The following is a 24,130-nucleotide window of genomic DNA, read 5'->3' on the forward strand; positions in this document are numbered from 1 at the left end:
GGGTATCGCCCTGAGGGTTATGGGGGCGGTCAGGCGACCGGTTTTGCAATTACGCTGCGGGTTTCCATGCGTACTTCAGCAATGTTGACCTGCAGGGTATCGCCTTGGCGATAAACCATTTCACCTTTGACCTGCACCATGCCGGTTTCCTGGCTGCACACCAGTTCATCGCGCACTGCGTGAATGAACGGAGCCGGGATAAAGGCCACTGCGCCGTTTTCCTGCAGGCGTACGCGCAGGCCACCGCGCGTGACGTCGATGATCTCTGCCGTGAAGCGTTCATCGGTGCCCGCTTTGTCTTTCAGGAAGCCCGCATACAGCCAGTCGCTGACATCGCGCTCGGCCATGCGGTTCAGGCGGCGGCGCTCAGCCAGTTGCACTGTCACGTCATCCAGTGGTTTGGTGGTGGCTTGTTGGCTGATAATCGCTTTCAACAGGCGGTGGTTAACCATGTCACCATACTTACGGATTGGCGATGTCCAGGTGGCGTAAGCTTCCAGCCCCAGCCCAAAGTGCGGGCCAGGCGCAGTGCTGATTTCTGCAAAGGTCTGGAAGCGACGAATGCGGCTGTCGAGGAACTGAGTCGGCTGTGCATCGAGGTGGCGGCGCAGTTCGCAGAATCCATCCAGCGTCAGCAGTTTTTCCGCTTCGGCTGCAATTTCGTTGCTCTGCAATACGTTGACCGCCTGCTCAACCAGCGCCGGATCGAAACCGGTATGTACGTTGTAAATGCCAAAACCCAGGCGATCGCGCAATACAATGGCGGCACAAACGTTGGCGGCAATCATGCACTCTTCAACGATACGGTTGGCGGTGCGGCGCTGTTCGGTGATGATGTTCAGCACTTCGCCTTTTTCACCGAGCACAAAGCGATAATCCGGGCGATCTTTAAACACCAGCGCATGCTGATGCCGCCAGGCGTTGCGGTTATCACACACTTGTTTGAGCAGAGTGATCTGCTGCGCGATGGCTTCGCTTGGCGGTTGCCAACCGGCAACGCCGTCCAGCCAGTCAGAGACTTCGTCATAAACCAGCTTGGCTTTGGATTCGATCTCGGCGGCGAAGAAGTGGATATCATTGCTCAAAGTGCCGTCTGCGGCGACTGTCACACGGCAAGCCAACACCGGGCGGCGCTCATTGGGGCGCAGCGAACACAGGTTGTCGGACAGATCGCGCGGCAACATCGGAATATTGAAGCCTGGCAGGTAATTGGTGAATGCACGTTGGCGGGCGATATCATCCAGGTTGCTGCCTTGCTCGACGTAAGCGGTAGGATCGGCAATCGCGATGGTCAATTGTAATGTGCCGTCGCCGTTATCCTGCACGTACAGCGCGTCATCCATATCTTCGGTGCTGGCGCTGTCGATGGTCACGAAGTTCAGCTCAGTCAGATCTTCACGCGGTATGGCGGAATCAAGTTCGCCAATGGCTGCCACTTCAGGGGCTTCTTTTTCCAGATTATGGCGTGCCAGCGTGACCCACCAAGGAGCGAAATGATCTCCAGCATCGGTAATGAACTGAGTCAGATCGGCGTAAAAACCGCGATCGCCCTTGAGTGGGTGGCGACGCATTTCGGCTACTGCCCAATCACCGGCCTGGAAGTCACGAGTCACTTCACGTACTGGACGGCACTGAATGGCGTCTTTCAGCAATGGATGGTCGGGTACGATGGACAGGCGATCATCCTTCTTCTGTACCCGGCCAACAAAGCGCGACAGGAACGGTTCAACCAGAGTTTCCGGCTCAGCGATTTCGCGATCTTTTTCGGTATGCAGGGTGGCGACGATACGATCACCATGCATGACTTTTTTCATGTACGGCGGCGGAATAAAGTAGCTTTTCTGACCGTCGACCTCTAAAAAGCCGAAACCTTTCTCAGTCCCTTTTACTACGCCTTCAACACGCGGGGTTTGAGAGTGAAGTTGCTGTTTAAGCTGCGCCAGCAGCGGGTTATCTTGAAACATATCGTCCAGTAAATGGGTTGTGAGTGGCAAGATTTGCGGCAGACAGTTTTACGCGAATCACCTGCTGTGGGCAAGCTTAACGTCACGATTTCACTGCGTTGATAAGCGATTGCTGGCCCGAACGCCCGAGAACAAGTGATTGGCAAACCATGGTTATTTTAACCATGGTTTCAGACTGCTGATAAAGCCGGTTATTAGGGGGAGCGTGCCGAAGGGGTCGTAACGGCGTAAGCCGTCGGAGCGCCCCTCGGTGCGCTAGACCCGGGTATCTCGGATTAAAAGCCACTTTGTCATCAACCTCAAACCATGGTTTGCGCTCAGCATCAGGCAATGCGTGATGCGGGGGTGGCAGCACAGCGGCGGATCGTCACCGGGATGGATTTCGAGGTCGGTGTCCCTGTACCATCACCGAAACTGTCCAGTGGCACTAATGGATTGGTTTCAGGATAGTACGCCGCCAGATTGCCCCGTGGGATAGCGTAACTGACCAGCTTGAAGCCGCTGACTTTGCGCACCACGCCGTCATGCCACAGGGTTTCTATTTCTACGGATTCACCGTCCTGTAGACCGAGTTCTGCCAAGTCTTGCGGATGGATAAACAACACTTCCCGCTGACCATAAATGCCGCGATAGCGGTCATCCAATCCATAGATGGTGGTGTTGTACTGATCGTGTGAACGCAGAGTCTGTAAGGTGAAAGGGGCTTTCTCGTCGAACAGGGCCTCTGGCAACGCTGCGGCGCTAAATTGCGCCTTGCCGCTTGGCGTAGCAAAACGCAATTCTGCGGCGGCATTGCCCAGATAAAACCCTCCGGGCTGTTCGCAGCGCTGGTTGAAATGCTCAAAGCCGGGAAGGGTGGCCTGAATATGGTCACGGATGCGCGCATAATCATCCGCCAGCGCCAGCCAGTCGAGCTTTTCGCTACCCAGTACCGCATTGGCAATACCACAGACAATGGCGGTTTCCGAACGCTGATGTTCGGACAACGGCTTACCGATACCTTCCGAAGCATGAACCATGCTGAACGAGTCTTCTACCGTGATGAACTGCGGCCCGCTGGCCTGCAAGTCCAGTTCGGTGCGCCCTAACGTGGGCAGGATCAGCGCATCTTTCCCGGTGATCAGATGGCTACGGTTCAGTTTGGTGCTGATATGCACCGTCAGCTCGCAGTTGCGCAGAGCCTGGGCGGTGCGCTCGGTATCCGGTGCCGCCGCAGCCAGGTTGCCGCCGAGGGCCAACAGGACTTTAACCTCGCCCCGCAGCATGGCCTCTATCGCCTCTACGGTGTTATGGCCTGCTTCGCGGCGTGGGGTGAAACCGAAATGCTTTTCCAGGCTATCGAGCAATGCTTGCGGCGCTTTTTCATCAATCCCCATGGTGCGATTGCCTTGCACATTACTGTGGCCGCGCACTGGGCATAATCCGGCTCCCGGTTTGCCCAACTGGCCGAACAGCAGTTGCAGATTGGTTATTTCACGCACCGTTGCCACCGAATGTTTATGCTGGGTGATCCCCATCGCCCAGGTACAAATCACGCGTTTGGCGCCTTGATAGATTGCTGCTGCTTGGCGCAGTTGGTTTTCACTCAGGCCGGACTGCCCGGTAATTTTTTGCCACGTTGTGGCGTCCACCTGCGCCAAATACTCCTCAGCGCCGATGCAATGCTGTTCAAGAAACGCCTGATCGAACAGCCCGGCTTTACCCTCAGCCAGCCGCTGGCGATGTGTCTCCAGCAGTGCTTTCACCATGCCGCGCACTGCCGCCAGATCGCCGCCGAGGTTGGGCTGAAAATAGGCGGAACTGATCGGGGAAGAGGTTGGCGTCAGCATCTGCAAAGGGCTCTGCGGATCGGCAAAGCGCTCTAGCCCACGTTCACGCAGCGTATTAAAACTGACGATGCGTGCGCCACGGTTGGCGGCCTGTTTCAGGCTGTGCAACATACGCGGGTGGTTGGTGCCCGGATTCTGACCAAAGACAAAAATGGCATCGGCCCGTTCAAAATCCCTCATACGGATAGTGCCTTTACCGACGCCAATGCTTTGTTTCAGCCCGACACCGCTGGCTTCGTGACACATGTTCGAGCAGTCAGGAAAGTTGCTGGTACCCAGCATGCGGCCAAACAGTTGATACAGGTAAGACGCCTCGTTACTGGCTCGCCCTGAGGTATACAGTTCGATCTGGTTAGGATTATCCATTTGCTGGATGTGTTGCGCAATCAAAGCAAAAGCTGCTGACCAACTGATAGGTTGATAGCGGTCACTGGCGGCGTTGTAGCGCATCGGGTGCGTGAGACGCCCCTGATACTCAAGGAAATAGTCGCTTTGCTGCCGCAGTTTGCTAACGCTGTGAGCAGCGAAAAAGGCCGGTTCAACTGCGTTGCGGGTGGCTTCCCAACTGACGGCTTTGGCTCCATTCTCACAGAAGCTGAACGTGCTGTGGTTGTCATCGCCCCAGGCGCAACCGGGGCAGTCGAATCCTCGGGCTTTGTTGACGCGCAGTAGGTTGCGCAGGTTTTTCAGCGGCTGTTTGCTGTCGAACACATAGCGGGTGGTGGCTTCCAACGAGCCCCAGCCACCCGCCGCGCCGCGATAAGGCTTGATTGACGGTTTGAACTTCATGATTTTCTTCGCAGGTGAATAATTGTTATTAAAAAGTAAGCACCTTTTTAAGTACTTTGAGTGTTTATGTCACAAGCTTAGGTGGGAGTGCGTGCAGAGTCTATAGCCGTCATACGACAAAAAACAATGATGATATTATTCAGGGCCGAAAATGTTCAGCCCGATGGTGTTGAATTGTGCCAGCGTTATTTCAGTTCAAGTTCGTTCATGGCGGCGATGCTGAAACCGCCGTCAACGTGAACGATCTCGCCAGAAATCCCTGCCGCCAGATTGGAGCACAGGAAAGCGGCAGTATTACCCACGTCTTCGGTGGTGACGGTGCGGCGAATTGGCGTCACCGCTTCACAATGGGCCAACATCTTGCGGAAATCCTTGATGCCAGAAGCCGCCAGGGTGCGGATCGGCCCGGCGGAAATACCGTTAACGCGCACGCCTTCGGGCCCCATGGCGTTAGCCATATAACGCACGTTGGCTTCCAATGAGGCTTTTGCCAGGCCCATGACGTTATAGTTGGGAATTGCGCGCTCAGCCCCGAGATAAGACAGCGTCAGCAAGGCCGAATCGGCGTTGAGCATGCTGCGGCAAGCCTTCGCCATCGCGACAAAGCTGTAGGAACTGATATCGTGAGCAATGGCAAAACCTTCGCGTGTTACGGCGTTGACATAGTCGCCATCCAGTTGATCCGCTGGGGCGTAACCGATCGAGTGAACGAAGCCATCAAAGGTTGGCCAGCGTTGCCCTAATTGAGCGAACATGGCGCTGATGCTGGCATCCTGTGCCACATCGCATTCCAGAACCAGATCGGATCCCAAAACCGCCGCAAATTCTGCTACGCGCGGTTGCAGTTTTTCATTCTGGTAGGTGAAAGCCAGTTCGGCCCCTTCACGATGCATCGCCTGCTCAATACCAAAAGCGATGGAGAATTTGCTGGCAACGCCGGTGATCAGAATACGTTTGCCGGTTAAAAAGCCCATATGCCGTTGTCCTTATGTTTTGCTCGAAGTTAGAACCTGCCGCCGTCACGCCGCCAGGCATCGGCAGTCAGTGCTTCACCAAAATGGCTGGCGATCAGGCGTTTGGTGAGCTCGTGCTGCGGAGCCGCCAGCACTTCTGCCGTATTACCGCGTTCAACGATCTCACCTTCATGCATCACCATCACCTGATCGCTGATATGCTTCATCATGCCAAGATGTTGGGTGACATAAACATATGATATGCCATGTGTTTCTTGCAGTTCCAACATCAGGTTAATGATTTGTGAACGCATCGACATATCCAGTGAGGCCAGCGCTTCGTCGGCGATAATCACCTTGGGCTGCAGGATTAACGCACGAGCCAAGGCGATACGCTGCTTCTGCCCAGAAGCGAGCATGTGCGGATAATAATACGCGTGATCCGGCAGCATCCCCACCTGGCGCAGAGTCTGGTTGATACGCACTTCGCGATCTGCGGCCTCCAGATCGGTATTCAGCCTCAACGGAGCATCAAGCAACTGGCCGATACGCTGGCGTGGGTTAAGTGAGGTGCTGGGGTCTTGAAAGATCATGCGAATACGCTGGCTCCGGTAGCGATAATCGCCAAACTCCAGCCGATGGTCGTCAATCAGTAGATCGCCGGAAGAGGGCTCGATCATGCCAGAGAGCATTTTCGCCAACGTTGACTTGCCGGAGCCATTTTCGCCAAGTACCGCTAGCGTCTGGCGTTCGCGCAGGGTGAAACTGACCGATTTCACCGCTTCCACATTCTGGCGGCGGAACAGCCCGGTGCGATAGCGATAAGTTTTGCTCAGGTTGCGCACTTCCAACAGCGTTTCCATGTTATTGCTCCTCCATGTTCAGCGGGAAGTGACAGGCAAACAGGCGATTCTTTACCGCGCGCAGGCGCGGGGTTTCGATGCATTGTTTCTGGGCATAAGGGCAGCGCGGCCCCAAGCGGCAGCCGATCGGCAGGTGTTCCAGCGATGGGATCGCACCAGGTAACGTATTCAGGCGGCTTTTATGCGGCAACGAGCGGCCAAAGTCCGGCATGGAGCGGATCAGCGCCTGCGTATAAGGGTGATGAGGAGCAACCAGCAGTTCTTCGCGCTGGGCGCTTTCCACCGTTTGCCCACAGTACAGCACGTTTATCCGGTCGGCCCATTTGCTCATCATCTGCAGATCGTGGCTGATCAGTAAGATCGTGGTGCTGTTGTTCTGGTTAAGGCGCGCCAGCAGGCGGAAAATCTGCGCCTGAGTGGTGGGTTCCATGGCGTTGGTGGGTTCATCGGCGATCAGTAAACGCGGCTGGTTAGCCAGCGCAATGGCGATCATCACTTTCTGGCATTCCCCCTCGGTCAATTCATAGGGGAAGCTGCGCATGATGTCTTTGTGATCTTTGATGCCCACGCGGTGCAACAGTTCGATGGCACGGCGTTTACGCCAGTGGAATCTTTGCCACCAGCGGCCTTTGTAGGTCCAGCCGGGGATGGCCTGCATGAGTTGGCGGCCAATGCTTTCGGAAGGATCCAGACAGGATTGTGGTTCCTGAAAGATCATCGAAACGTTGTGGCCCACCAGTTTGCGCCGTTCGCGCGGCGTTAGCTGCAGCAGGTCAATATCATCGAAGCGGAAGCGATCGGCGGTGACGCGCCAGTTATCTTTAGTGACGCCACAAATGGCTTTGGCGATCAGGCTTTTACCTGAACCGGATTCCCCCACTAAGCCACGCACTTCGCCTTCGGTCAGCGTCAGGCTGACGCGATCGACGGCCTTGATAGGCCCTTCAGGGGTGATAAATTCAATCGTCAGATTGCGGATATCGAGTAACGGCATTATTCCACTCCCGCATTGATCGCGCGGCGCACGCCATCGCCCAACAGGTTAACCAACAGTACGCTGAAAAAGAGCGCCCCACCGGGCAGCATGACCGCCCATGGGGCGACATACATCAGTTCCAGTGAGTCACCGAGCATGGCTCCCCACTCCGGGGAAGGCAACTGAGCCCCCAGATCGAGGAACCCCAGTGCGGCGATATCGAGAATGGCCATCGACAACGCACGGGTGAACTCGGTAACCAGCACCGCCGCAATGTTCGGCATCACCGCATACCACAAGATCTGCAGCGTCGAGGCTCCGTCTAAACGCGCTGCGACCACGTACTCCTTTTCCAGTTCGTCATGCACCGCGCTGTAGATGGTTCGTACCATGCGTGGCAACAGTGCCAACCACACTGCCAGCATGGCATGCTGCAAGCTTGGCCCGAGGAAGGCCACGACGATGATCGCCAACAGCAGCGAAGGAATAGACAATAGAGTATCGAGCACATGGTTAAACGTTGCCGAAATCAGGCCACGGGTCACCCCGGCAAAAACGCCAAGGATCACGCCAAAGAAAGCGGCAGCAACCGTCACCATCAAGGCTGAACCAAAGGTCGCGGAGGTGCCGGTTAACAGACGGCTCAGAAGATCGCGGCCCAGATCGTCGGTGCCAAGAAAGAACGACACATTGCCATAGCGTGACCAGGACGGTGGTAACAGTTGATAACCGAGGAACTGCTGGTCCAAGGCATAAGGTGCCAGCAGGCTGCCAAAAATAGAAAGCAGCAGTAGGGCAACGGTACCGTAGAAGCCAATCATGGCCAGCGTATCACTGTAAAAAATCCGCCAGGTGTACAGCAGCGGGCTTGGCATTTTCTTTTCGCCATACACGTTATCGAAGGGCATACCATTCCTTATGCTTTAACGGGTTGGTGGCTGCACCCAGAAGATCGGCCAATACGTTAATGGTTATCACCAGTGAACCGATCACCATGACACCGGCAGAGATCGCCGCATAATCCTGCTGGCGAATCGCGTTGATCAACCAGCGCCCGAGCCCTGGCCAACTGAACACCACTTCGGTGATCATCGCCAGCGTCAGCATGGTAGAGAACTGCAACCCGAGTTTCGGGATAATCGGCGGTAGCGCGTTATGCAGCACATGGCGGCGGATAATGGTAAAGCGCGAAAGGCCACGGGTGGCTGCCGCTTTGATGTAGTTCTGTTCAAGTACGTCGTCAGTGTTAATTCGCATCAGGCGGATCACTTCGGTGATCGGTGCTATCGCTACGACAACAATCGGCAGCACCATATGGCGCAGCGCACTGGTAATCATCTCGGTGCGATAGGGCGAGTCGGAAAGCCAGGCGTCGATCAGCGCCAGGCCGGTGATCGGTTTGACCTGATACAGCAAATCGAAACGGCCCGATACTGGCAGCCAGCCGAGGTGCAACGAGAAATATTCCATCAGCAGCAGGGCCAGCCAGAATACCGGCATGGAAAAGCCCAGCAGAGCAAAGGTACTGATGGCGGTGTCCTGCCATTTGTTGCGCATCACTCCGGCGATGATCCCCAGCGGGATGCCGATGCACATTGCCAGTATGAATGCCAGCACGCACAGTTCCATGGTGGCCGGGAACACTTCGCGCAGTTGCTCGCTGATCGCCTGACCATTAATGCTGGAAACGCCAAAATCCCCTTGCAGCAGGCTAACGAAATAGAACCGATAGGCATCCAGCAAAGCCGCACCGTAAAGCGGCGCACGCGGGGTGAAATAGCTTAGGCTGAAGCTGACCAGCGTCAGAAAGAACAGCGTAATCAGCAGCAGCAGAATGCGGCGTAAGGTAAAGATAATCACTTTTTCACTTCCTCCGCCGGTTCGCGGTACACCCCGGCAAACGACGCGTTGCCAAACGGGCTCAGCACCAGGCCTTTAATGTCATAGCGATAGGCTTGCAGGCGCAGGGAAGAGGCCAATGGCAGCACTGGCAACTGTTGGGCAAGAATCTTCTGTGCCTGCTGGTATTTCTCGATACGTTGCGCCAACTGTTGTGATAACAAGGCATCCTGCAGCACTTCATCAAAACCGGGATCGCACCAGTGAGCATAGTTGGTTTGTGAACGGATCGCGGCACAGCTCAACAGTGGGCGGAAGAAACTGTCCGGGTCGTTACTGTCGGTGGCCCAACCGCTGAGAGTGAGATCGTGGTTCATCTCCATCAGCCTGGCTTCCTGAAAACGGCCCTCCACCGGCACGATAGTCACGTTAATACCAATCTGGGCTAAATCTGCCTGGATCAGTTCGGCGGTTTTCAATGGGCTCGGGTTATAGGATTGCGACGCGGTAGGCACCCACAGTTTCAGATCCAGCGGGCCAACCCCAGCCTCACGCAGGATTTCTCGGGCCTTGGCTGGGTCGTATTCCGTGACGTGCGCCTCATTGTCGTATGCCCAAGAGGCGCGCGGTAACAGCGATGCGGCGGTTTCTGCCGTGCCGTAATAGATCGATTGCATCAGGCGCTGATTGTTAATCGCCAACGAAATGGCCTGGCGCACTTTCAGATTATCCAGCGGCGGTTTGCGGGTGTTGAAGGCCAGATAAGCGATATTCATACCGGGGCGCAGCGTGAGGCGCAGGCGGGGATCGTCGCGCAGGATAGAAAGCTGGCTGGCGGCTGGGTATGCCAAGACATCACATTCACCGGTCAGCAGCTTGGACAGCCTGCCGGTGCCCCCGGCACCCAGATCGATCACCACCTGCGGCATCCGTGGTTTGCCTTTCCAGTAAACGTCATTGCGCGCCAGCCGAATGTATTGCCCGGAGCGGTATTCATTCAGCATGAATGGGCCAGTGCCTACCGGTTCACGATCAATCAGCTCTTGTGTCCCCGCTTGTGTCAGATTGGCGGCATATTCTGCCGACAAGATGGGGGCGTAATGGGTTGCCAGGTGCCACAGGAAGGAGGCATCCGGGGCTTGCAGGCGGATCTCGACGGTATAGTCATCAATTTTTTTCACACGCTGTACGGAATCGGCAAACTGCAAACTGTCAAAGTACGGATATTCACCGCCGTTCACCGAATGGTATGGATGCTTATGATTGAATACCCGTTCAAAACTGAACACCACATCATCAGCATTCATTTTGCGCGTGGGCTGGAACCAGGCGGTGGTCTGGAAAGGTACGTCCCGGCGTAAATGGAAACGATAGGTGGCACCGTTTTCCAGCACTTCCCAACTTTGCGCCAGTTGCGGAATCAGCCGGTAGGTATAAGGGTCAACATCCAGCAGACGATCGTACAGTTGTGCCGCCAGTGTGTCGACCGTCAGGCCGCTGCTGGCCATCTGAGGGTTGAAGGTATTCAGGATGCCACTGACGCAGTAAACAAAACCGCTCTGGCGGATATCCGCTGGCGAAGGTGTGACATCGGTGGCTGGCGGGGCTGAGGCAAGCACTGAGGTTGCCAGACCGCTCAGCGACAGTATCCAAAGGGGTAAACCACGCATAGACGCTTCATGAGTTAATAAGCAATAGCGTTAGTGTATCGCACTCTGGCAATCTGCCCAATTCCTTGCGTAAAACGGCTGAATTTTCTGCTGGTTGGTGGAACTTCCGGCAATCGTCTGGCGATAAAATCACAAAACCGGCAAAAATAGCAGGTTGCTCCTCTCGCACTGGCAGGTTTTGAGCCTGCCAGTGTCAGTGACCTTGACGAAATCAGGGCAGATCGCTGTCGAGCCTGCCGGAACCAGATTGACTGGTCACAATATTTTTCACCTCATTGACACTATTTACATGCAACCGCAGGGTTGGCACCCAGCCTACGTTGTTGGTCAACCGATCTGCTGCGGAGACGGAAGCATTATAAACCGCCAACAGATCGACCGGGCTACCGTTAACCCAATTGTCTTCGGTGAAGATGTGCTGACCCGCGTAGCGCTTGATCACCTTGCTTGGGGCGATACCGCTGGCCTGTTCGATCACGTTCTTTTCTGCATAAATTGCGGATTCAAAGCCGACTCCCCACAGGCTGGTAAAGTCTGCTGCTGCCAGGATCTGGCTAAAGTTGTTGTAAACGTCGACCTGACCAAAACGCACGCGTGGTGCCCGCTGGCCTGGGTTGATCCAGTGGTTATGGTGCATGGTGACCTTAAGCTTATCGCGATCCACCAGGCGTGAATCTGAAGAGCCAATCAGGTTAACTTTGTCGTGATCGTCAAAGATATTGAAAGATGCGGTGACGTAGTTGCTGCTGTGGGTGACATCCAGTAAGCCGTCATGCACCTGGAAGGTACGCCCATAGACTTTCGGCAGCGTCTGGCGTGGATGATCGCCGTCATCCAGCGTGACGTGATCAACCCAGGCATGTTCTACCGTCATCAGCGAAATGTTGTCATACAGGCTGTTCCAGTTGCCCGCGCTGCCGTCGGTAGGATCCCACTCAGGGAAGCAATCATAGGCATCAGAAATCTGTATGTTACGGATAATCACGTTACTGACTTCTTTCACCAACAGGTGAGCCCCGGTGATATGGGCATTTTTCCCCACGCCGATCAGCGTGACGTTGGAACCGAAACGCTGTTGTATCTGCTTGGTTTGCAACTTGGTTGCGGCAACGCGCGCTTCCTCTAATGGCCCCTCTGGGGTGACCATGCCCCAAGCTCCTGCGGGATCAAAATGCTCGATGAAATCTTCCATGCTGAACGTTTGTGCAGTCCCGGGTACTTGTACCTGTTCAGCAATGTCGTCGCAGGTCAGCAGGCCGCCGCCTTCTGTTTTTTCCATCGCGTTAATCTTGCCTTTGACATAGATAATGCGCGGTGTGGTCTGGTTTTGTGCACTAGTACCGCCGAGTGCAGCACGCAACTCCTGCCAGGTACTGACTTCGTAGATATGGCTGCTGTCAGCCGCACTACCGCCAGTGACGCCGGGGCCATACGATCCCCAACCGTCTCCGGTTGCCAATACCTCGCGCCCCAGATCGGCTGCGGTGGCCAGCGTCGAGCAGGCCAAACTGCTGGCAAGCACCAGTTTTAGCGCGGTGGAAAGGGTTGCTCGTTGCAATAAAACGGATTGATGCATAGTGACTCCTGCCATAATAAATTTGCATGAATAATCAACACACTGCATGCCCGAACTCTGCGAAAAATGCTCACGACCTCTTTTCAGGTTGGCGAGTGTTGTTAGGGCGCACAGCCTGATGTTGCTGTGCATCACTCCTAAACTAGGGTTTCTATCTCACCGCTGGAGTAGTTTTAACGGTGACCAATAAAATGTAGAACATCATTTTATTAATTTAGAAATTAAGTTCTATTTATTAGCAGAGATCATGTTTTGACCACTTATTGGCGGTAGGGATGAGAGCAGCGATCGTTGTTGATCGCCGCTTTCAGTAAGGGGCTATTTCAGATGGGCGGCAAAACCATAAATATCCGGGGTGATATCGGCTCGCAGAGTGAGCTGCGGAATATCGTAATCCCCAGCGTTTTGTTGGCGAAATGCGATTGGCGTTGTGTGTGCCAGATTGTCAAGCCGTTGACCTAACTCTGTACACAGGTTCGAGAATCGGGTTTCATCCATGCGGTCAGTGCGATACATGACAAACGGTGGTAACACGTCAAAACCGGGGTAATAGAGAATGCCGTGATGGATTGGGAACAGAATATCGTTTATCGGGCCACTGATCCCTCGTGGGCTATAATGAGATTCCCATCCTCCGGTGGTCACCATCAGCATGGCGCGTTTCCCTGCCATTGAACCTTCACCGTAGCGATCGCCCCAGTGCGTATCAGAGTGCTCACCCACGCCATAGGCAAAACCATAGGCATACACACGTTCAACCCAACCTTTGAGGATGGCGGGCATCGAAAACCACCACAATGGGAACTGTAAAATGACGGTATCCGCCCAACGCAGTTTTTCCTGCTCGCGGGCAATATCTTCGCTCTGTGTCCCATTTTCAAAGGCCAAACGGGAGTCATGCGTGGGATAAAACCGGGCATCGGCCTGCCGATCTGTGCGGTCATCGCCATCCAGTGAGGCTTTCCATTTCATGGCATACAGGTCTGAGACCTGCACTTGGTGTCCTGCCTCCTGCAAATGGTTGACGGTAAAGTTTTTAAGCGAACCATTGAGTGATTTGGCTTCTGGATGGGCATAGACAAGAAGAATATTCATGATTGAGTTCCGTTGCTGAAAAGAGAGGAACAGAGTAGTTTGTTGCCAGGTATAGTTAAAATTGATTTCTATAATTACAGGTATTGTTATGAGTAATTTCGGCAAGCTGGATCTTAATCTGCTGGTAACGCTCGATGTCTTGCTGGCGGAACATAATGTGACTCGTGCTGCCGAGCGCCTCTCTTTATCCCAACCTTCAGTCAGTATTCATCTGGCGAAATTGCGCGAGTTTTTTGCCGATCCGCTGTTATTACCGGGGCCGAGGGGAATGCGGCCAACGGCCAGGGCCGAAGGACTACGCGAGCCTTTACGGCAGGCACTGGACGTGCTTGAACAGGCTGTTTCACCTGCCAGCCCGTTTGATCCCGCAACCGCCAATGTCATTTGGCGTGTGGCGGCTGCCGATTACGCTGAATCAACCATATTGCTGCCAGCATTAGCTGAATTACGCCGTTTAGCGCCGGGGAGCAGGTTGGCCGTATTTGAGCTGGCTCCGACACGTATTGCCAAGCAGGCGGAACAGGGGGAGATCGATCTGGTGTTTCACACCCGTGATTGTTCACCACCCGGCATGCGTCAGCGGATCCTGTTCAAGGAGCGCTATGTTTTGGTTGGCCGCAAGGGACATCCACAGTTAAACCGCCCGCTAACGCTAGCGCAATTCAGCCAACTGGAACATGTCGTGGTTTCGCCGAATGGCGGGGGATTTAGCGGCATCACCGATCAGGCACTTGAACAGGTGGGGCTTTCACGCCGGGTCGTGCTTTCTGTTCCACACTTCCTGTTTGTGATGTCAGCGTTGGTGACAACGGATCTGGTCGCCATGCTGCCTGAACGACTGGTGCGCGATAGCACGGTGTTACAGATCGTCGAAACCCCTGTAGCCGTGCCGGGTTATGAGATGGCAATGCTGTGGGACGAACGTTCCCAGCGTGACCCCGCACACCAGTGGTTGCGGGAGCACATTGTTCAATCACTGTGAAACTTATTCGTCTTCTGGTTCACCATTTTGCAGCAGGGCATGTTTTTTCAGCATCCCACGCAACTGATGGTAGGTGAGCCCTAGCAGTTCCGCCGCTTTGCGCTGGTTGAAACGGCCCTGTTGCAAGGCCATTTCCAGCAGATCTTTTTCCTGTTGATGCTGCCAGGCTTTCAGATCCAGCGGCAGTGCGGGCAGGTTGCCAGCCTGTGGTGGCACCAGGGCAACCGGCGCTGAACGTTGGGCAAACGGGTTAATAATGATCTCGTCTAATTCGCTGTTGCTTGAACCGTGGCGATACACCGAACGTTCCACCACATTTTTCAGTTCACGCACGTTACCCGGCCAGTTGTAACTGAGCAGTGTGGCCTGTGCATGTTGGCTGAAACCGGGGAACAGCGGCAAGGAAAGCTCGCGGCACATCTGAATGGCGAAATGTTCCGCCAGTAACATGATGTCCTGCTGGCGTTGGCGCAGCGGGGGTAACTGCACCACATCAAAAGCCAGGCGATCCAGCAGATCGGCGCGGAATTTACCGGCGGCGGCAAGTGCAGGCAGATCGTCATTGGTGGCGCACACCAGCCGGACATCCACCCGCAGCGGTTGGCTGCCACCAACGCGCTCCAGGTGGCCGTATTCAATCACCCGTAGCAGCTTTTCCTGCACCAGCATCGGGGCGGTAGCCAGCTCATCCAAAAACAGGGTGCCGCCATCAGCTCGTTCAAAGCGGCCAAGATGGCGCTTTTGTGCCCCGGTAAACGCGCCCGCTTCGTGGCCGAACAGTTCTGAATCCAACAGGTTTTCGTTCAGTGCCGCGCAGTTAAGTGAAATAAACGGCCCCTGCCAACGGTTGGAAAGATAGTGTAAACGATGGGCGATCAGTTCTTTACCGGTGCCACGTTCGCCAATCACCAGCACTGGCTTATTCAGTTTCGCCAGTTGCGAGACTTGCTCCAGCACTTCAACAAAGGCGTTTGCTTCGCCCAGCAGGTTTTCTAACGCTTCGCTCATGATGAAATTCGCCAATGTTTGGTGAAAATACTCACTTTACAGTAAGCAGCAAGCGTGTCAAAAATAAATATCTTTTAATTTTCAATTAAATAAAAGTTGGCATGGGTTTTGATAAGGTATTGCTACGAACAGTATGATTCAACGCGGCGTCTCAAGCGCCGACCTATAACCAAGAGGAAGTGAATTATGGGTATTTTTTCTCGCTTTGCCGACATCGTGAATGCCAACATCAACACTCTGCTGGACAAAGCAGAAGATCCGCAAAAACTGGTGCGCTTGATGATCCAGGAAATGGAAGACACCCTGGTCGAAGTACGCTCGACCTCGGCGCGGGCGTTGGCGGAAAAGAAACAGTTACTGCGCCGCATCGAGCAGGGTGAAAACCAGCTCAACGATTGGCAGGAGAAAGCCGAACTGGCTTTGCGCAAAGATAAAGAAGACTTGGCGCGTGCTGCGCTGATTGAAAAGCAGAAAGTGGCTGACCTGATCGCTACGCTGCGCCATGAAGCCACAACGGTAGAAGAAACGCTGGCCCGCATGAAAAGCGAAATCGGCGAGTTGGAAAACAAACTGAGCGAAACGCGGGCACGCCAGCAGGCGTTAACCCTGCGCCATCAGGCGGCGGCTTCTTCACGTGATGTGCGCCGCCAGTTAGATAGCGGTAAACTGGATGAAGCGATGGCGCGTTTTGAGCAGTTCGAGCGCCGGATCGACCATATGGAAGCCGAAGCGGAAAGCATTGGCTTAGGTAAAAAGAAAAGCCTGGAGCAGGAATTTGCCGAACTGAAAGCCGATGATGCCATCAGTGAGCAATTGGCTGCCCTGAAGGCCAAAATGAATCGCTCAGAGTAATGTTTCAGCGGCCACCGTTGCGTGGGTGGCCGCTCACCAAAACTAATAACGAATAAGAAGGAATTGAAATGAGTGCTCTATTACTTGCCATCCCGTTGACAATTTTTGTGTTGTTTGTCGCACCGATTTGGCTTTGGCTGCATTACAGCAACCGGCAACAGAGCGGCGTTCAACTGAGCCATCAGGAGATGCAACGGCTGGCCCAACTGGCGGAGGATGCCAAGCGTATGCGCGATCGCATTCAGGCGCTGGAAGAGATCCTTGATGCAGAACACCCGAATTGGAGACAGTCCTAATGGCGAACACTCTGGGCAGTAAAAAGCTTTATCGCGTACCTGAAGAGGGTATGCTGAAGGGCGTTTGTGCCGGTCTGGCGCACTATTTTGACGTGCCGGTGCGGTTAATCCGGGTGATGGTGGTGTTATCGATGTTTTTCGGGCTGTTTTTCTTCACTATCGTGGCCTACATCGCACTGACCTTCATGTTGGACGAAGCGCCTGCCAGCCGCTACCACAATGAGCATCCGCAAACCCCGCGCCAGCTGCTTGATCAACTGGAGTATGAACTGGTCAGCGGCGAGCAGCAGTTACGCCGGGTTGAGCGTTATGTTACCTCTGACACCTTTGGGGTGCAGAGCCGCTTTCGCCAATTGTAACCGGCAAAGCCAGGGCATTGGCCAAGGAGAACAATGAAACGACTACAAAATGAATTAACTTCACTGGTCAACCGTGGCATGGATCGCCATTTGCGGTTGGCCGTCACTGGCCTGAGCCGCAGTGGCAAGACGGCATTTATTACCGCTTTCGTTAATCAGTTGCTTCATGTTCACAGCGGTGCTCGCATGCCGCTGTTTTCAGCCGTGCGGGAAGAGCGCTTGCTGGGCGTGAAACGCGTCCCACAGCGCGATCTTGGCATCCCGCGTTTTACCTATGATGAAGGGTTGGCGCAGCTTTATGGCACTCCGCCCTGTTGGCCGACGCCGACGCGCGGCGTCAGCGAGATCTGTCTGGCGCTGCGTTATCGCTCCAACGACTCGTTGCTGCGTCATTTCAAAGAAACCTCCACGCTGTACCTGGAAATTGTCGATTACCCCGGCGAATGGCTGCTCGACTTGCCGATGTTGGAACAGGATTATCTGACTTGGTCGCGCCAGATGGGCGGGTTACTGCAGGGGCAGCGTGCCGAGTGGGCCAAGCCTTGGCTGGCGCTGTGTAAAGATCTCGATCCGTTGGCTGTCGCCGATGAAAACAAGTTGGCGGCCATTGCGCAGGCTTATACGGACTATCTGCTGCGTTGCAAGGCCGAAGGGTTGCACTTTATCCAGCCGGGCCGCTTTGTGTTGCCGGGCGACATGGCCGGTGCGCCTGCGCTGCAGTTTTTCCCGTGGCCGAACGTTGATGCGGCGAGTGAGTCACGGCTGGCGCAGGCGGACAAACACAGCAGCTTTGGTATGTTGCGTGCGCGCTTTAACTATTATTGCCAATCGATCGTCAAAAACTTTTATAAAGAGCACTTTGTCCGCTTTGATCGCCAGATTGTGCTGGTGGATTGCTTACAGCCGCTTAACAGTGGGCCACAGGCGTTCAACGACATGCGGCTGGCGCTGACCCAACTGATGCAGAGTTTCCATTACGGCAAACGCACGCTGTTCCGCCGTTTGTTCTCGCCAACCATCGACAAGCTGATGTTTGCCGCCACCAAAGCGGACCATATCACCGCCGATCAGCATGCCAATCTGGTTTCGCTGTTGCAGCAATTGGTGCAAGAAGCGTGGCAGAACGCCGCTTTTGAAGGGATCAGCATGGACTGCGTCGGGCTGGCGTCGGTGCAGGCCACCGAAAGCGGTATTGTAGATCACCACGGGCAGCAGATCCCGGCGTTGAAGGGCCATCGCCTGAATGACGATACGCCGCTGACCGTTTTCCCTGGTGAAGTCCCCGCCCGTTTGCCTGGCCCGGCATTCTGGCAGCAACAAGGGTTCCATTTTGACGAGTTTCGCCCACGGGCGATGAGCGTCGATAGCCCGTTACCGCACATTCGCCTGGACGCGGTAATGGAGTTTTTATTGGGAGATAAATTGCGATGAGCGAGCCGTTAAAACCGCGTATCGATTTTGCCGAGCCGTTGCAACCGCAGCAGGAGCCTATCTTGCGCGCCGGAGTGGCATTTGACGGAGCGCAGGCAGAGAAATTTTATCCTGCCGCCCCCGAGTGGGAGCAGCAGGAAGAGGAAGAAGGGCGTGCCGAAGGGATTATTAATGCAGCGTTGAAACCCAAACGTAGCCTGTGGCGCAAAATGGTCAATGCTGGGTTAACGCTGTTTGGTGTCAGCGTCGTAGCACAAGGTATTCAGTGGCTGCATACCTCTTGGGTACAACAGGATTGGATCGCCCTCGGCGGCGGCGTGGCGGGTGGGTTAATTGTGTGTGCGGGTATTGGCTCGGTGGTGGGCGAGTGGCGGCGGCTGTATCGCCTGCGGCAACGTGCGGAAGAGCGCGACGAAGCGCGTGAGCTGCTGCACAGCCATGGTTTGGGGCAAGGGCGCAAATTCTGCGAAAAGCTGGCGCAGCAGGCCGGTTTGGATCAAGGCCACCCTGCGCTGCAACGCTGGCAGGCTTCGCTGCATGAAACCCAAAACGATCGGGAAGTGGTGGCGTTGTATGCCAAGCTGGTGCAACCGGTGCTGGATAACCAGGCGCGGCGGGAGATCAGCCGTTCGGCGGCGGAATCGGCGCTGATGATCGCCGTCAGCCCGTTGGCTTTAGTGGACATGGCGTTTATCGCCTGGCGCAATATCCGCTTGATTAACCGCATTGCGGCGTTGTATGGCATTGAACTGGGCTATTTCAGCCGCATTCGCCTGTTCCGTTTGGTGTTGCTGAATATTGCTTTCGCAGGGGCTTCGGAACTGGTGCGAGAAGTGGGAATGGACTGGATGTCGCAGGACATTGCAGCGCGGCTTTCAGCCCGTGCCGCGCAGGGGATCGGTGCTGGTTTGCTGACCGCACGCTTGGGTATTAAAGCAATGGAACTGTGCCGCCCATTACCTTGGCTAGAAGACGACAAACCGAAGTTGGGTGATTTTCGCGGCCAACTGATCGCCCAGTTGAAAGACACCATGAAGAAGAGCGAAAACAAAGCGAAGTAACCCCACAGGCTGCGTCAGGTGGCGCAGCCTGTGAGTGGGTTTGTAATTCTGGCTTGACGAAAGATGATCCTCCTGTACCTGCATGATATTTCCCTGAAAAACCCTGTCCAATGGTAATAACTCTCTGACAATAAGCTAAAATTACGCTAAAGGTGTTATTCGGTTGCGCTTAACATCCGCCGTAGTCGCGATAAATCAGAGTTCTGTCAACTTTTACTGACAGAGCACTTCTTCCGTTCGGGGGGAGAAGGTATCATCATCGCCAGACATCCCCGCAGTTGCAGAGATAAGGCCAATACTGATGCGTTTGGAAGTATTTTGCGAAGACCGTCTCGGTCTCACTCGAGAGTTACTCGATCTCCTGGTGTTGCGCAGCATCGATTTGCGCGGCATTGAAATTGATCCTATAGGCCGTATTTACCTGAATTTTTCCCAGTTGGATTTTGATACGTTTCGCGCCTTAATGGCCGAGATCCGCCGTATTCACGGGGTTACTGACGTGCGTACCGTCAGCTTTATGCCTTCGGAACGTGAGCACCGCGCATTGCGTGCGCTGCTGGCGTCGATGCCTGAACCGGTGTTCTCGATTGATATGAAAGGCAAAGTGGAACTGGCCAACCCGGCAGCGCAGGCGCTGTTCAACTTCAGCGAAGACAAAATCCGTAACCAATCGGTGGTGCAGTTAATCGGGGGCTACAACTTTGGCCGCTGGCTGGAAAGCGAGAACACCGAGCCGCACGCCGAGCGGGTGGTGATCCGCAGCCAGGATTTCCTGATGGATATCACACCGATCTATCTCGAGGATGAGAATCAGCAACATTCTACGGTGGGTGCTGTGGTGATGCTCAAATCCACCGCGCGTATGGGCCGCCAACTGCAAGATCTGTCGGTGAACGATGATACCGAATTCGACCATATCGTGGCCGTCAGCCCGAAAATGCGTCATGTACTGGAACAGGCGCGCAAACTGGCGATGCTGGATGCGCCGTTACTGATTGTTGGTGATACCGGCACCGGTAAAGATATTCTGGCGCGCGCCTGCCACCTGCGCAGCCCGCGTGGCAAACAGCCGTTCCTGGCACTTAACTGTGCTGCCTTGCCGGATGACGTGGTGGAAAGTGAACTGTTCGGCCATGCGCCGGGCGCTTACCCGAATGCGCTCGAGGGTAAAAAAGGTTTCTTCGAACAGGCTAACGGCGGGTCGGTATTGCTGGACGAAATTGGTGAGATGTCGCCACGTATGCAAACCAAGCTGCTGCGTTTCCTTAACGACGGCACTTTCCGCCGCGTGGGTGAAGAGCACGAGGTGCATGTGGATGTTCGGGTGATTTGCGCCACGCAGAAAAACCTGACCGAACTGGTGCAGCGCGGTGAGTTCCGCGAAGATCTCTATTATCGCCTGAACGTGCTGACGATCACCATTCCCCCCTTGCGGGAACGCACGCAGGATATCATACCGTTGACCGAACTGTTTGTGGCGCGCTTTGCTGACGAACAGGGGGTTGCACGGCCAAAATTGGCCAGCGATCTCAACAGTTTCCTCAGCAAATACGGCTGGCCGGGCAACGTACGCCAACTGAAAAATGCCATCTACCGTGCGTTAACGCAGACCGATGGTTACGAGTTACGCCCACAGGACATCATCCTGCCGGAGTTTGAGGTGGAAATATCGCTGGGTGATGAAGTGCTGGACGGCTCGCTGGACGATATCAGCAAGCGTTTTGAACGTTCGGTGCTGACTCGCCTTTACCGTACTTACCCCAGTACGCGTAAGCTGGCCAAGCGGTTAGGGGTTTCTCATACCGCGATCGCCAATAAATTGCGCGAGTATGGCCTTAGCAGCCGTAAGGCGGTGGATGAGGGTGACGAGTAGTTTTTATCATAAAAAAAGCCCGGTCACCGGGCTTTTCACATCAGCAGACTGATTACAGCACAGCCAGTGCGGCATCGTAGTCAGGTTCGGTGGTGATCTCATTCACCAGTTCGCTGTACAACACCTTGTCTTGACCATCCAGCACCACTACGGCACGGGCAGTCAGGCCAGCCAGTGGGCCTGCGGCGATTTCTACGCCATAAGCGGATTTGAATTCGCCACCACGCAGCGTTGATAGCGTGACTACGTTATTCAAGCCTTCGGCACCACAGAAGCGTGACTGGGCAAACGGCAGATCAGCAGAAATGCACAGCACTACGGTATTATCCATATTGCTGGCCAGTTGGTTGAATTTGCGTACTGAAGCGGCACAGACGCCAGTATCAATACTTGGGAAAATGTTCAGGACTTTGCGTTTACCCGCAAAGCTGCTCAGCGTGACGTCTGACAGGTCTTTGGCAACCAGTGTAAAACCTTTGGCTTGTTCGCCCTGTTGAGGCAATTTGCCTGCCACAGTGACAGGATTACCTTGAAAATGTACGGTCTGAGTCATTGGTTTGTTCCTTTCAACGAAGTTTATACAAAGATTTAAATCTAATTAACATTAGATTGCTGACAAAGTCAGATATTAGGGAGAGCGTGCCGAAGGGGTCGTAGCGGCGTGAGCCGCCGGAGCGCCCCTCGGTGCGCTAGGCCCGGGTATCTCGGGCTAAAAGACCACTTTATCATCAAGCTCAAATCTAATTAACATTAGATTCACACCCTTCAGGCAGTTTAAGTCAAGGGAGGCGACTTGGATATATAAAGTTTGCTAAATAGTTGTATATATTAGAATACCCCTGCAGAGTGGGCTGACTTTATGCGCTTTTATGTTCAGGAGCTGTGATGAGAAACATGCGTTTTTACCCGGAAGCCTGGCCGTTACATACGGCGTTTGTGATTGCCCGTGGCAGCCGGACAGAAGCCAAGGTTGTGGTGGTCGCAATTGAACAGCAAGGCGTGCGCGGTGTTGGGGAATGTACACCTTATCCGCGTTATGGCGAGAGCGAAGCCTCGGTTATGGAGCAGTTAGCCAACGTCATGGCGGCGGTGGAGCAAGGAGCTAAGAGGGAAGAGTTGCAAAGGCTGATGCCTGCTGGCGCGGCGCGTAATGCGGTTGATTCAGCACTTTGGGACTTGGAGTGCCAAATGAGTGGCCAGGATCTGTGGCAACGCAGCGGTATTGCAGCACCGTCGCGCATTACGATGGCCCAAACGGTCAGTATCGGCTCACCAGAAGCGATGGCGTTTGCAGCCAAAGAGTTGGAACAACAAGGGGCGACGCTGCTAAAAATCAAGCTCGACGATCGCTTGATCAGCGAAAGGCTGGTAGCGATCCGTGCTGCCGTGCCTGAATTAACGCTGATCGTCGATGCTAACGAATCATGGCAGGCGGAAGGGCTGGCGGCACGTTGTCAGCTACTGGCCGACTTACGGGTGGCCATGCTGGAGCAACCGCTACCGGCTGCCAACGATAGCGCGCTGGCAAACTTCATTCACCCGTTGCCAATCTGTGCCGATGAAAGTTGCCATACCAGTACCGATCTGGCGCAGTTGGCTGGGCGCTATCAAATGGTCAATATCAAGCTGGATAAGACCGGTGGCCTGACCGAAGGGCTAAGATTGGCGGCGCAGGCGCGTGCGCAAGGTTTCGACATTATGCTTGGCTGCATGCTGTGCACTTCAAGGGCGATCGCTGCTGCGCTGCCATTGGCTCCTGGGGCGCGTTTTGTCGATCTCGATGGCCCCACCTGGCTGGCACAGGATGTGGAGCCGGGTTTGGCTTTTGAATGCGGCGCAATCGATCTTTAACTGCGCCGCCGTTCGGGGCTGGCTATTTCTGATAAGTCAGCAATTCCACCATCGCTTCCAGATAGGCCTCGCTGGCCGCGTCCGCAGAAATCGCTGGGAGTTCGGCGGTGATGCAAGGCAAGGAGAGATCGGCACACCAACTGCCGAATGAGCCGGGCGTTTCATAGCCCACGCTGGTCACCAACGGCAGAATAAATTTGTGTGCCAGCCAAACCCCCAGTTTGGTGCTCTCTGGATCTTCGATGCAGGCCAATGGCTCGTGAAATGACACCACCCAACGTGGTTTCAGGCTGTGAATCAGGCGACACAGAGCCTGGGTTTCTGGCTCTGAACCCGGCCTGCCGCCGGTAGAAAGGCGCACATCCCGTGCCTGAGCGGCGCTGTTCCAACGGTAAACCGTGTCACCAGATCGCCAGTTGGCGGCTGGGAAATTGCGATTAAGGTCAACACCGTTGGCGTTGGAACGTAATCCGAGTTGGCAGCCATCTGGATTCACCGACAAGATCACATGATGGCGGAGCTGCGAAGGGGCGATGCTGCGTAGCGCACATGACAGTGTCACCACCGCTGCGGTTTCATCACCGTGGGTGCCTGCAATCACTAAGCCAGTCTCTGGGCCAGCATGCGCTGCCGGGAAGTAGAGTAATGGCGCGCCGAGCAATGACTTACCGTAACTTTCACCCGCAATTGCCAGTTGGCCACGCTCACTGCGCGGTTTGTGTTGGATCATGGTGTAGTCCCTTCATGCCAAGTTGAGTCTTGCCACTACAGAGGATGAATTTCAATAGCGCCAAGCAAGACGTGATTGTTAATTTATTCAGTGTATTACGTTTTAAGTTATCTTTCCCTAGCTATGCGAATAA

21 protein-coding genes are annotated in these 24,130 nt (G+C 54.7%); 8 read left to right on the forward strand and 13 right to left on the reverse strand.

All coding sequences use genetic code 11. From position 1 onward, the window contains the following. Positions 1–29: 29 nt before the first annotated feature. From IV04_RS19685 to IV04_RS19730, 10 genes are all read right to left on the reverse strand, one after another. The gene (locus IV04_RS19685) at positions 30–1,964 is read right to left on the reverse strand and encodes an exoribonuclease II (protein WP_037399189.1); all 1,935 of its coding nucleotides are present in this window, start codon (positions 1,962–1,964) and stop codon (positions 30–32) included. A 323-nt stretch (positions 1,965–2,287) separates the two neighbouring features. Next, positions 2,288–4,582: an FdhF/YdeP family oxidoreductase gene (locus IV04_RS19690; protein ID WP_037399194.1), complete on the reverse strand. Its 2,295-nt coding sequence runs from the start codon at positions 4,580–4,582 to the stop codon at positions 2,288–2,290. Between the two features lie 185 nt (positions 4,583–4,767). Further along, positions 4,768–5,556: an enoyl-ACP reductase FabI gene (gene fabI / locus IV04_RS19695; RefSeq protein WP_037399196.1), complete on the reverse strand. Its 789-nt coding sequence runs from the start codon at positions 5,554–5,556 to the stop codon at positions 4,768–4,770. Between the two features lie 29 nt (positions 5,557–5,585). Next, the gene (gene sapF / locus IV04_RS19700) at positions 5,586–6,398 is read right to left on the reverse strand and encodes a putrescine export ABC transporter ATP-binding protein SapF (RefSeq protein WP_037399199.1); all 813 of its coding nucleotides are present in this window, start codon (positions 6,396–6,398) and stop codon (positions 5,586–5,588) included. Position 6,399: 1 nt separating this feature from the next. Further along, positions 6,400–7,392, reverse strand: a complete 993-nt coding sequence (sapD, locus tag IV04_RS19705) for a putrescine export ABC transporter ATP-binding protein SapD (protein ID WP_037399201.1) — start codon at positions 7,390–7,392, stop codon at positions 6,400–6,402. Continuing rightward, a complete protein-coding gene (gene sapC, locus IV04_RS19710) occupies positions 7,392–8,282 on the reverse strand; it encodes a putrescine export ABC transporter permease SapC (RefSeq protein WP_037399203.1) in 891 nt (296 codons plus the stop codon). The genes sapD and sapC overlap by 1 nt, the downstream gene beginning before the upstream one ends. Next, positions 8,269–9,234, reverse strand: a complete 966-nt coding sequence (sapB, locus tag IV04_RS19715; RefSeq protein WP_037399205.1) for a putrescine export ABC transporter permease SapB — start codon at positions 9,232–9,234, stop codon at positions 8,269–8,271. Before sapB ends, sapC begins: the two co-directional genes overlap by 14 nt. Continuing rightward, positions 9,231–10,883 carry an ABC transporter substrate-binding protein SapA gene (sapA, locus tag IV04_RS19720; protein ID WP_037399207.1) on the reverse strand — a complete coding sequence of 551 codons (1,653 nt, stop codon included), beginning with the start codon at positions 10,881–10,883 and terminating at the stop codon, positions 9,231–9,233. The genes sapB and sapA overlap by 4 nt, the downstream gene beginning before the upstream one ends. 211 nt (positions 10,884–11,094) lie before the next feature. After that, positions 11,095–12,459, reverse strand: a complete 1,365-nt coding sequence (locus IV04_RS19725) for a polysaccharide lyase family 1 protein (protein WP_051916873.1) — start codon at positions 12,457–12,459, stop codon at positions 11,095–11,097. A gap of 318 nt (positions 12,460–12,777) precedes the next feature. Then, positions 12,778–13,554, reverse strand: coding sequence for an NAD(P)H-dependent oxidoreductase (locus IV04_RS19730; protein WP_037399210.1), 777 nt, complete (start codon positions 13,552–13,554; stop codon positions 12,778–12,780). A gap of 88 nt (positions 13,555–13,642) precedes the next feature. Here IV04_RS19730 and IV04_RS19735 point away from each other — a divergent pair, with 88 nt between their 5' ends. Further along, positions 13,643–14,536, forward strand: coding sequence for a LysR family transcriptional regulator (locus IV04_RS19735; RefSeq protein WP_037399213.1), 894 nt, complete (start codon positions 13,643–13,645; stop codon positions 14,534–14,536). A 3-nt stretch (positions 14,537–14,539) separates the two neighbouring features. Here IV04_RS19735 and pspF read toward each other — a convergent pair whose 3' ends face one another. Then, the gene (gene pspF / locus IV04_RS19740; RefSeq protein ID WP_037399215.1) at positions 14,540–15,544 is read right to left on the reverse strand and encodes a phage shock protein operon transcriptional activator; all 1,005 of its coding nucleotides are present in this window, start codon (positions 15,542–15,544) and stop codon (positions 14,540–14,542) included. 186 nt (positions 15,545–15,730) lie between these two features. Here pspF and pspA point away from each other — a divergent pair, with 186 nt between their 5' ends. The 6 genes from pspA to tyrR all read left to right on the forward strand — a co-directional run bounded on the left by pspA (position 15,731) and on the right by tyrR (position 21,416). Further along, complete coding sequence (pspA, locus tag IV04_RS19745) at positions 15,731–16,396, forward strand: phage shock protein PspA (protein ID WP_037399218.1); 666 nt, start codon at positions 15,731–15,733, stop codon at positions 16,394–16,396. 68 nt (positions 16,397–16,464) lie between these two features. Further along, positions 16,465–16,692 carry an envelope stress response membrane protein PspB gene (pspB, locus tag IV04_RS19750; RefSeq protein WP_037399221.1) on the forward strand — a complete coding sequence of 76 codons (228 nt, stop codon included), beginning with the start codon at positions 16,465–16,467 and terminating at the stop codon, positions 16,690–16,692. After that, entirely contained in the window at positions 16,692–17,051 is a 360-nt protein-coding gene (gene pspC / locus IV04_RS19755) for an envelope stress response membrane protein PspC (RefSeq protein WP_037399224.1), read from the forward strand. Before pspB ends, pspC begins: the two co-directional genes overlap by 1 nt. A 33-nt stretch (positions 17,052–17,084) precedes the next feature. Beyond that, on the forward strand, positions 17,085–18,482 hold the full coding sequence (locus IV04_RS19760) for a YcjX family protein (protein WP_037399227.1): 1,398 nt from the start codon (positions 17,085–17,087) through the stop codon (positions 18,480–18,482). After that, the gene (locus IV04_RS19765; protein WP_037399229.1) at positions 18,479–19,543 is read left to right on the forward strand and encodes a YcjF family protein; all 1,065 of its coding nucleotides are present in this window, start codon (positions 18,479–18,481) and stop codon (positions 19,541–19,543) included. Before IV04_RS19760 ends, IV04_RS19765 begins: the two co-directional genes overlap by 4 nt. Positions 19,544–19,844: 301 nt before the next feature. After that, positions 19,845–21,416: a transcriptional regulator TyrR gene (tyrR, locus tag IV04_RS19770; protein ID WP_037399231.1), complete on the forward strand. Its 1,572-nt coding sequence runs from the start codon at positions 19,845–19,847 to the stop codon at positions 21,414–21,416. A gap of 52 nt (positions 21,417–21,468) precedes the next feature. On the opposite strand, the gene tpx is transcribed toward tyrR, so the two are convergent. Further along, on the reverse strand, positions 21,469–21,969 hold the full coding sequence (gene tpx / locus IV04_RS19775) for a thiol peroxidase (RefSeq protein ID WP_037399233.1): 501 nt from the start codon (positions 21,967–21,969) through the stop codon (positions 21,469–21,471). Between the two features lie 332 nt (positions 21,970–22,301). Here tpx and ycjG point away from each other — a divergent pair, with 332 nt between their 5' ends. Next, a complete protein-coding gene (ycjG, locus tag IV04_RS19780; RefSeq protein WP_037399234.1) occupies positions 22,302–23,267 on the forward strand; it encodes an L-Ala-D/L-Glu epimerase in 966 nt (321 codons plus the stop codon). 22 nt (positions 23,268–23,289) lie between these two features. Here the strand turns inward: ycjG and mpaA are convergent, their stop codons facing one another. Then, positions 23,290–23,997 carry a murein tripeptide amidase MpaA gene (gene mpaA, locus IV04_RS19785; RefSeq protein ID WP_037399241.1) on the reverse strand — a complete coding sequence of 236 codons (708 nt, stop codon included), beginning with the start codon at positions 23,995–23,997 and terminating at the stop codon, positions 23,290–23,292. Positions 23,998–24,130: the final 133 nt, after the last annotated feature.

The organism is Serratia sp. Ag1 (assembly GCF_000743355.1).
Taxonomy (GTDB): domain Bacteria; phylum Pseudomonadota; class Gammaproteobacteria; order Enterobacterales; family Enterobacteriaceae; genus Chania.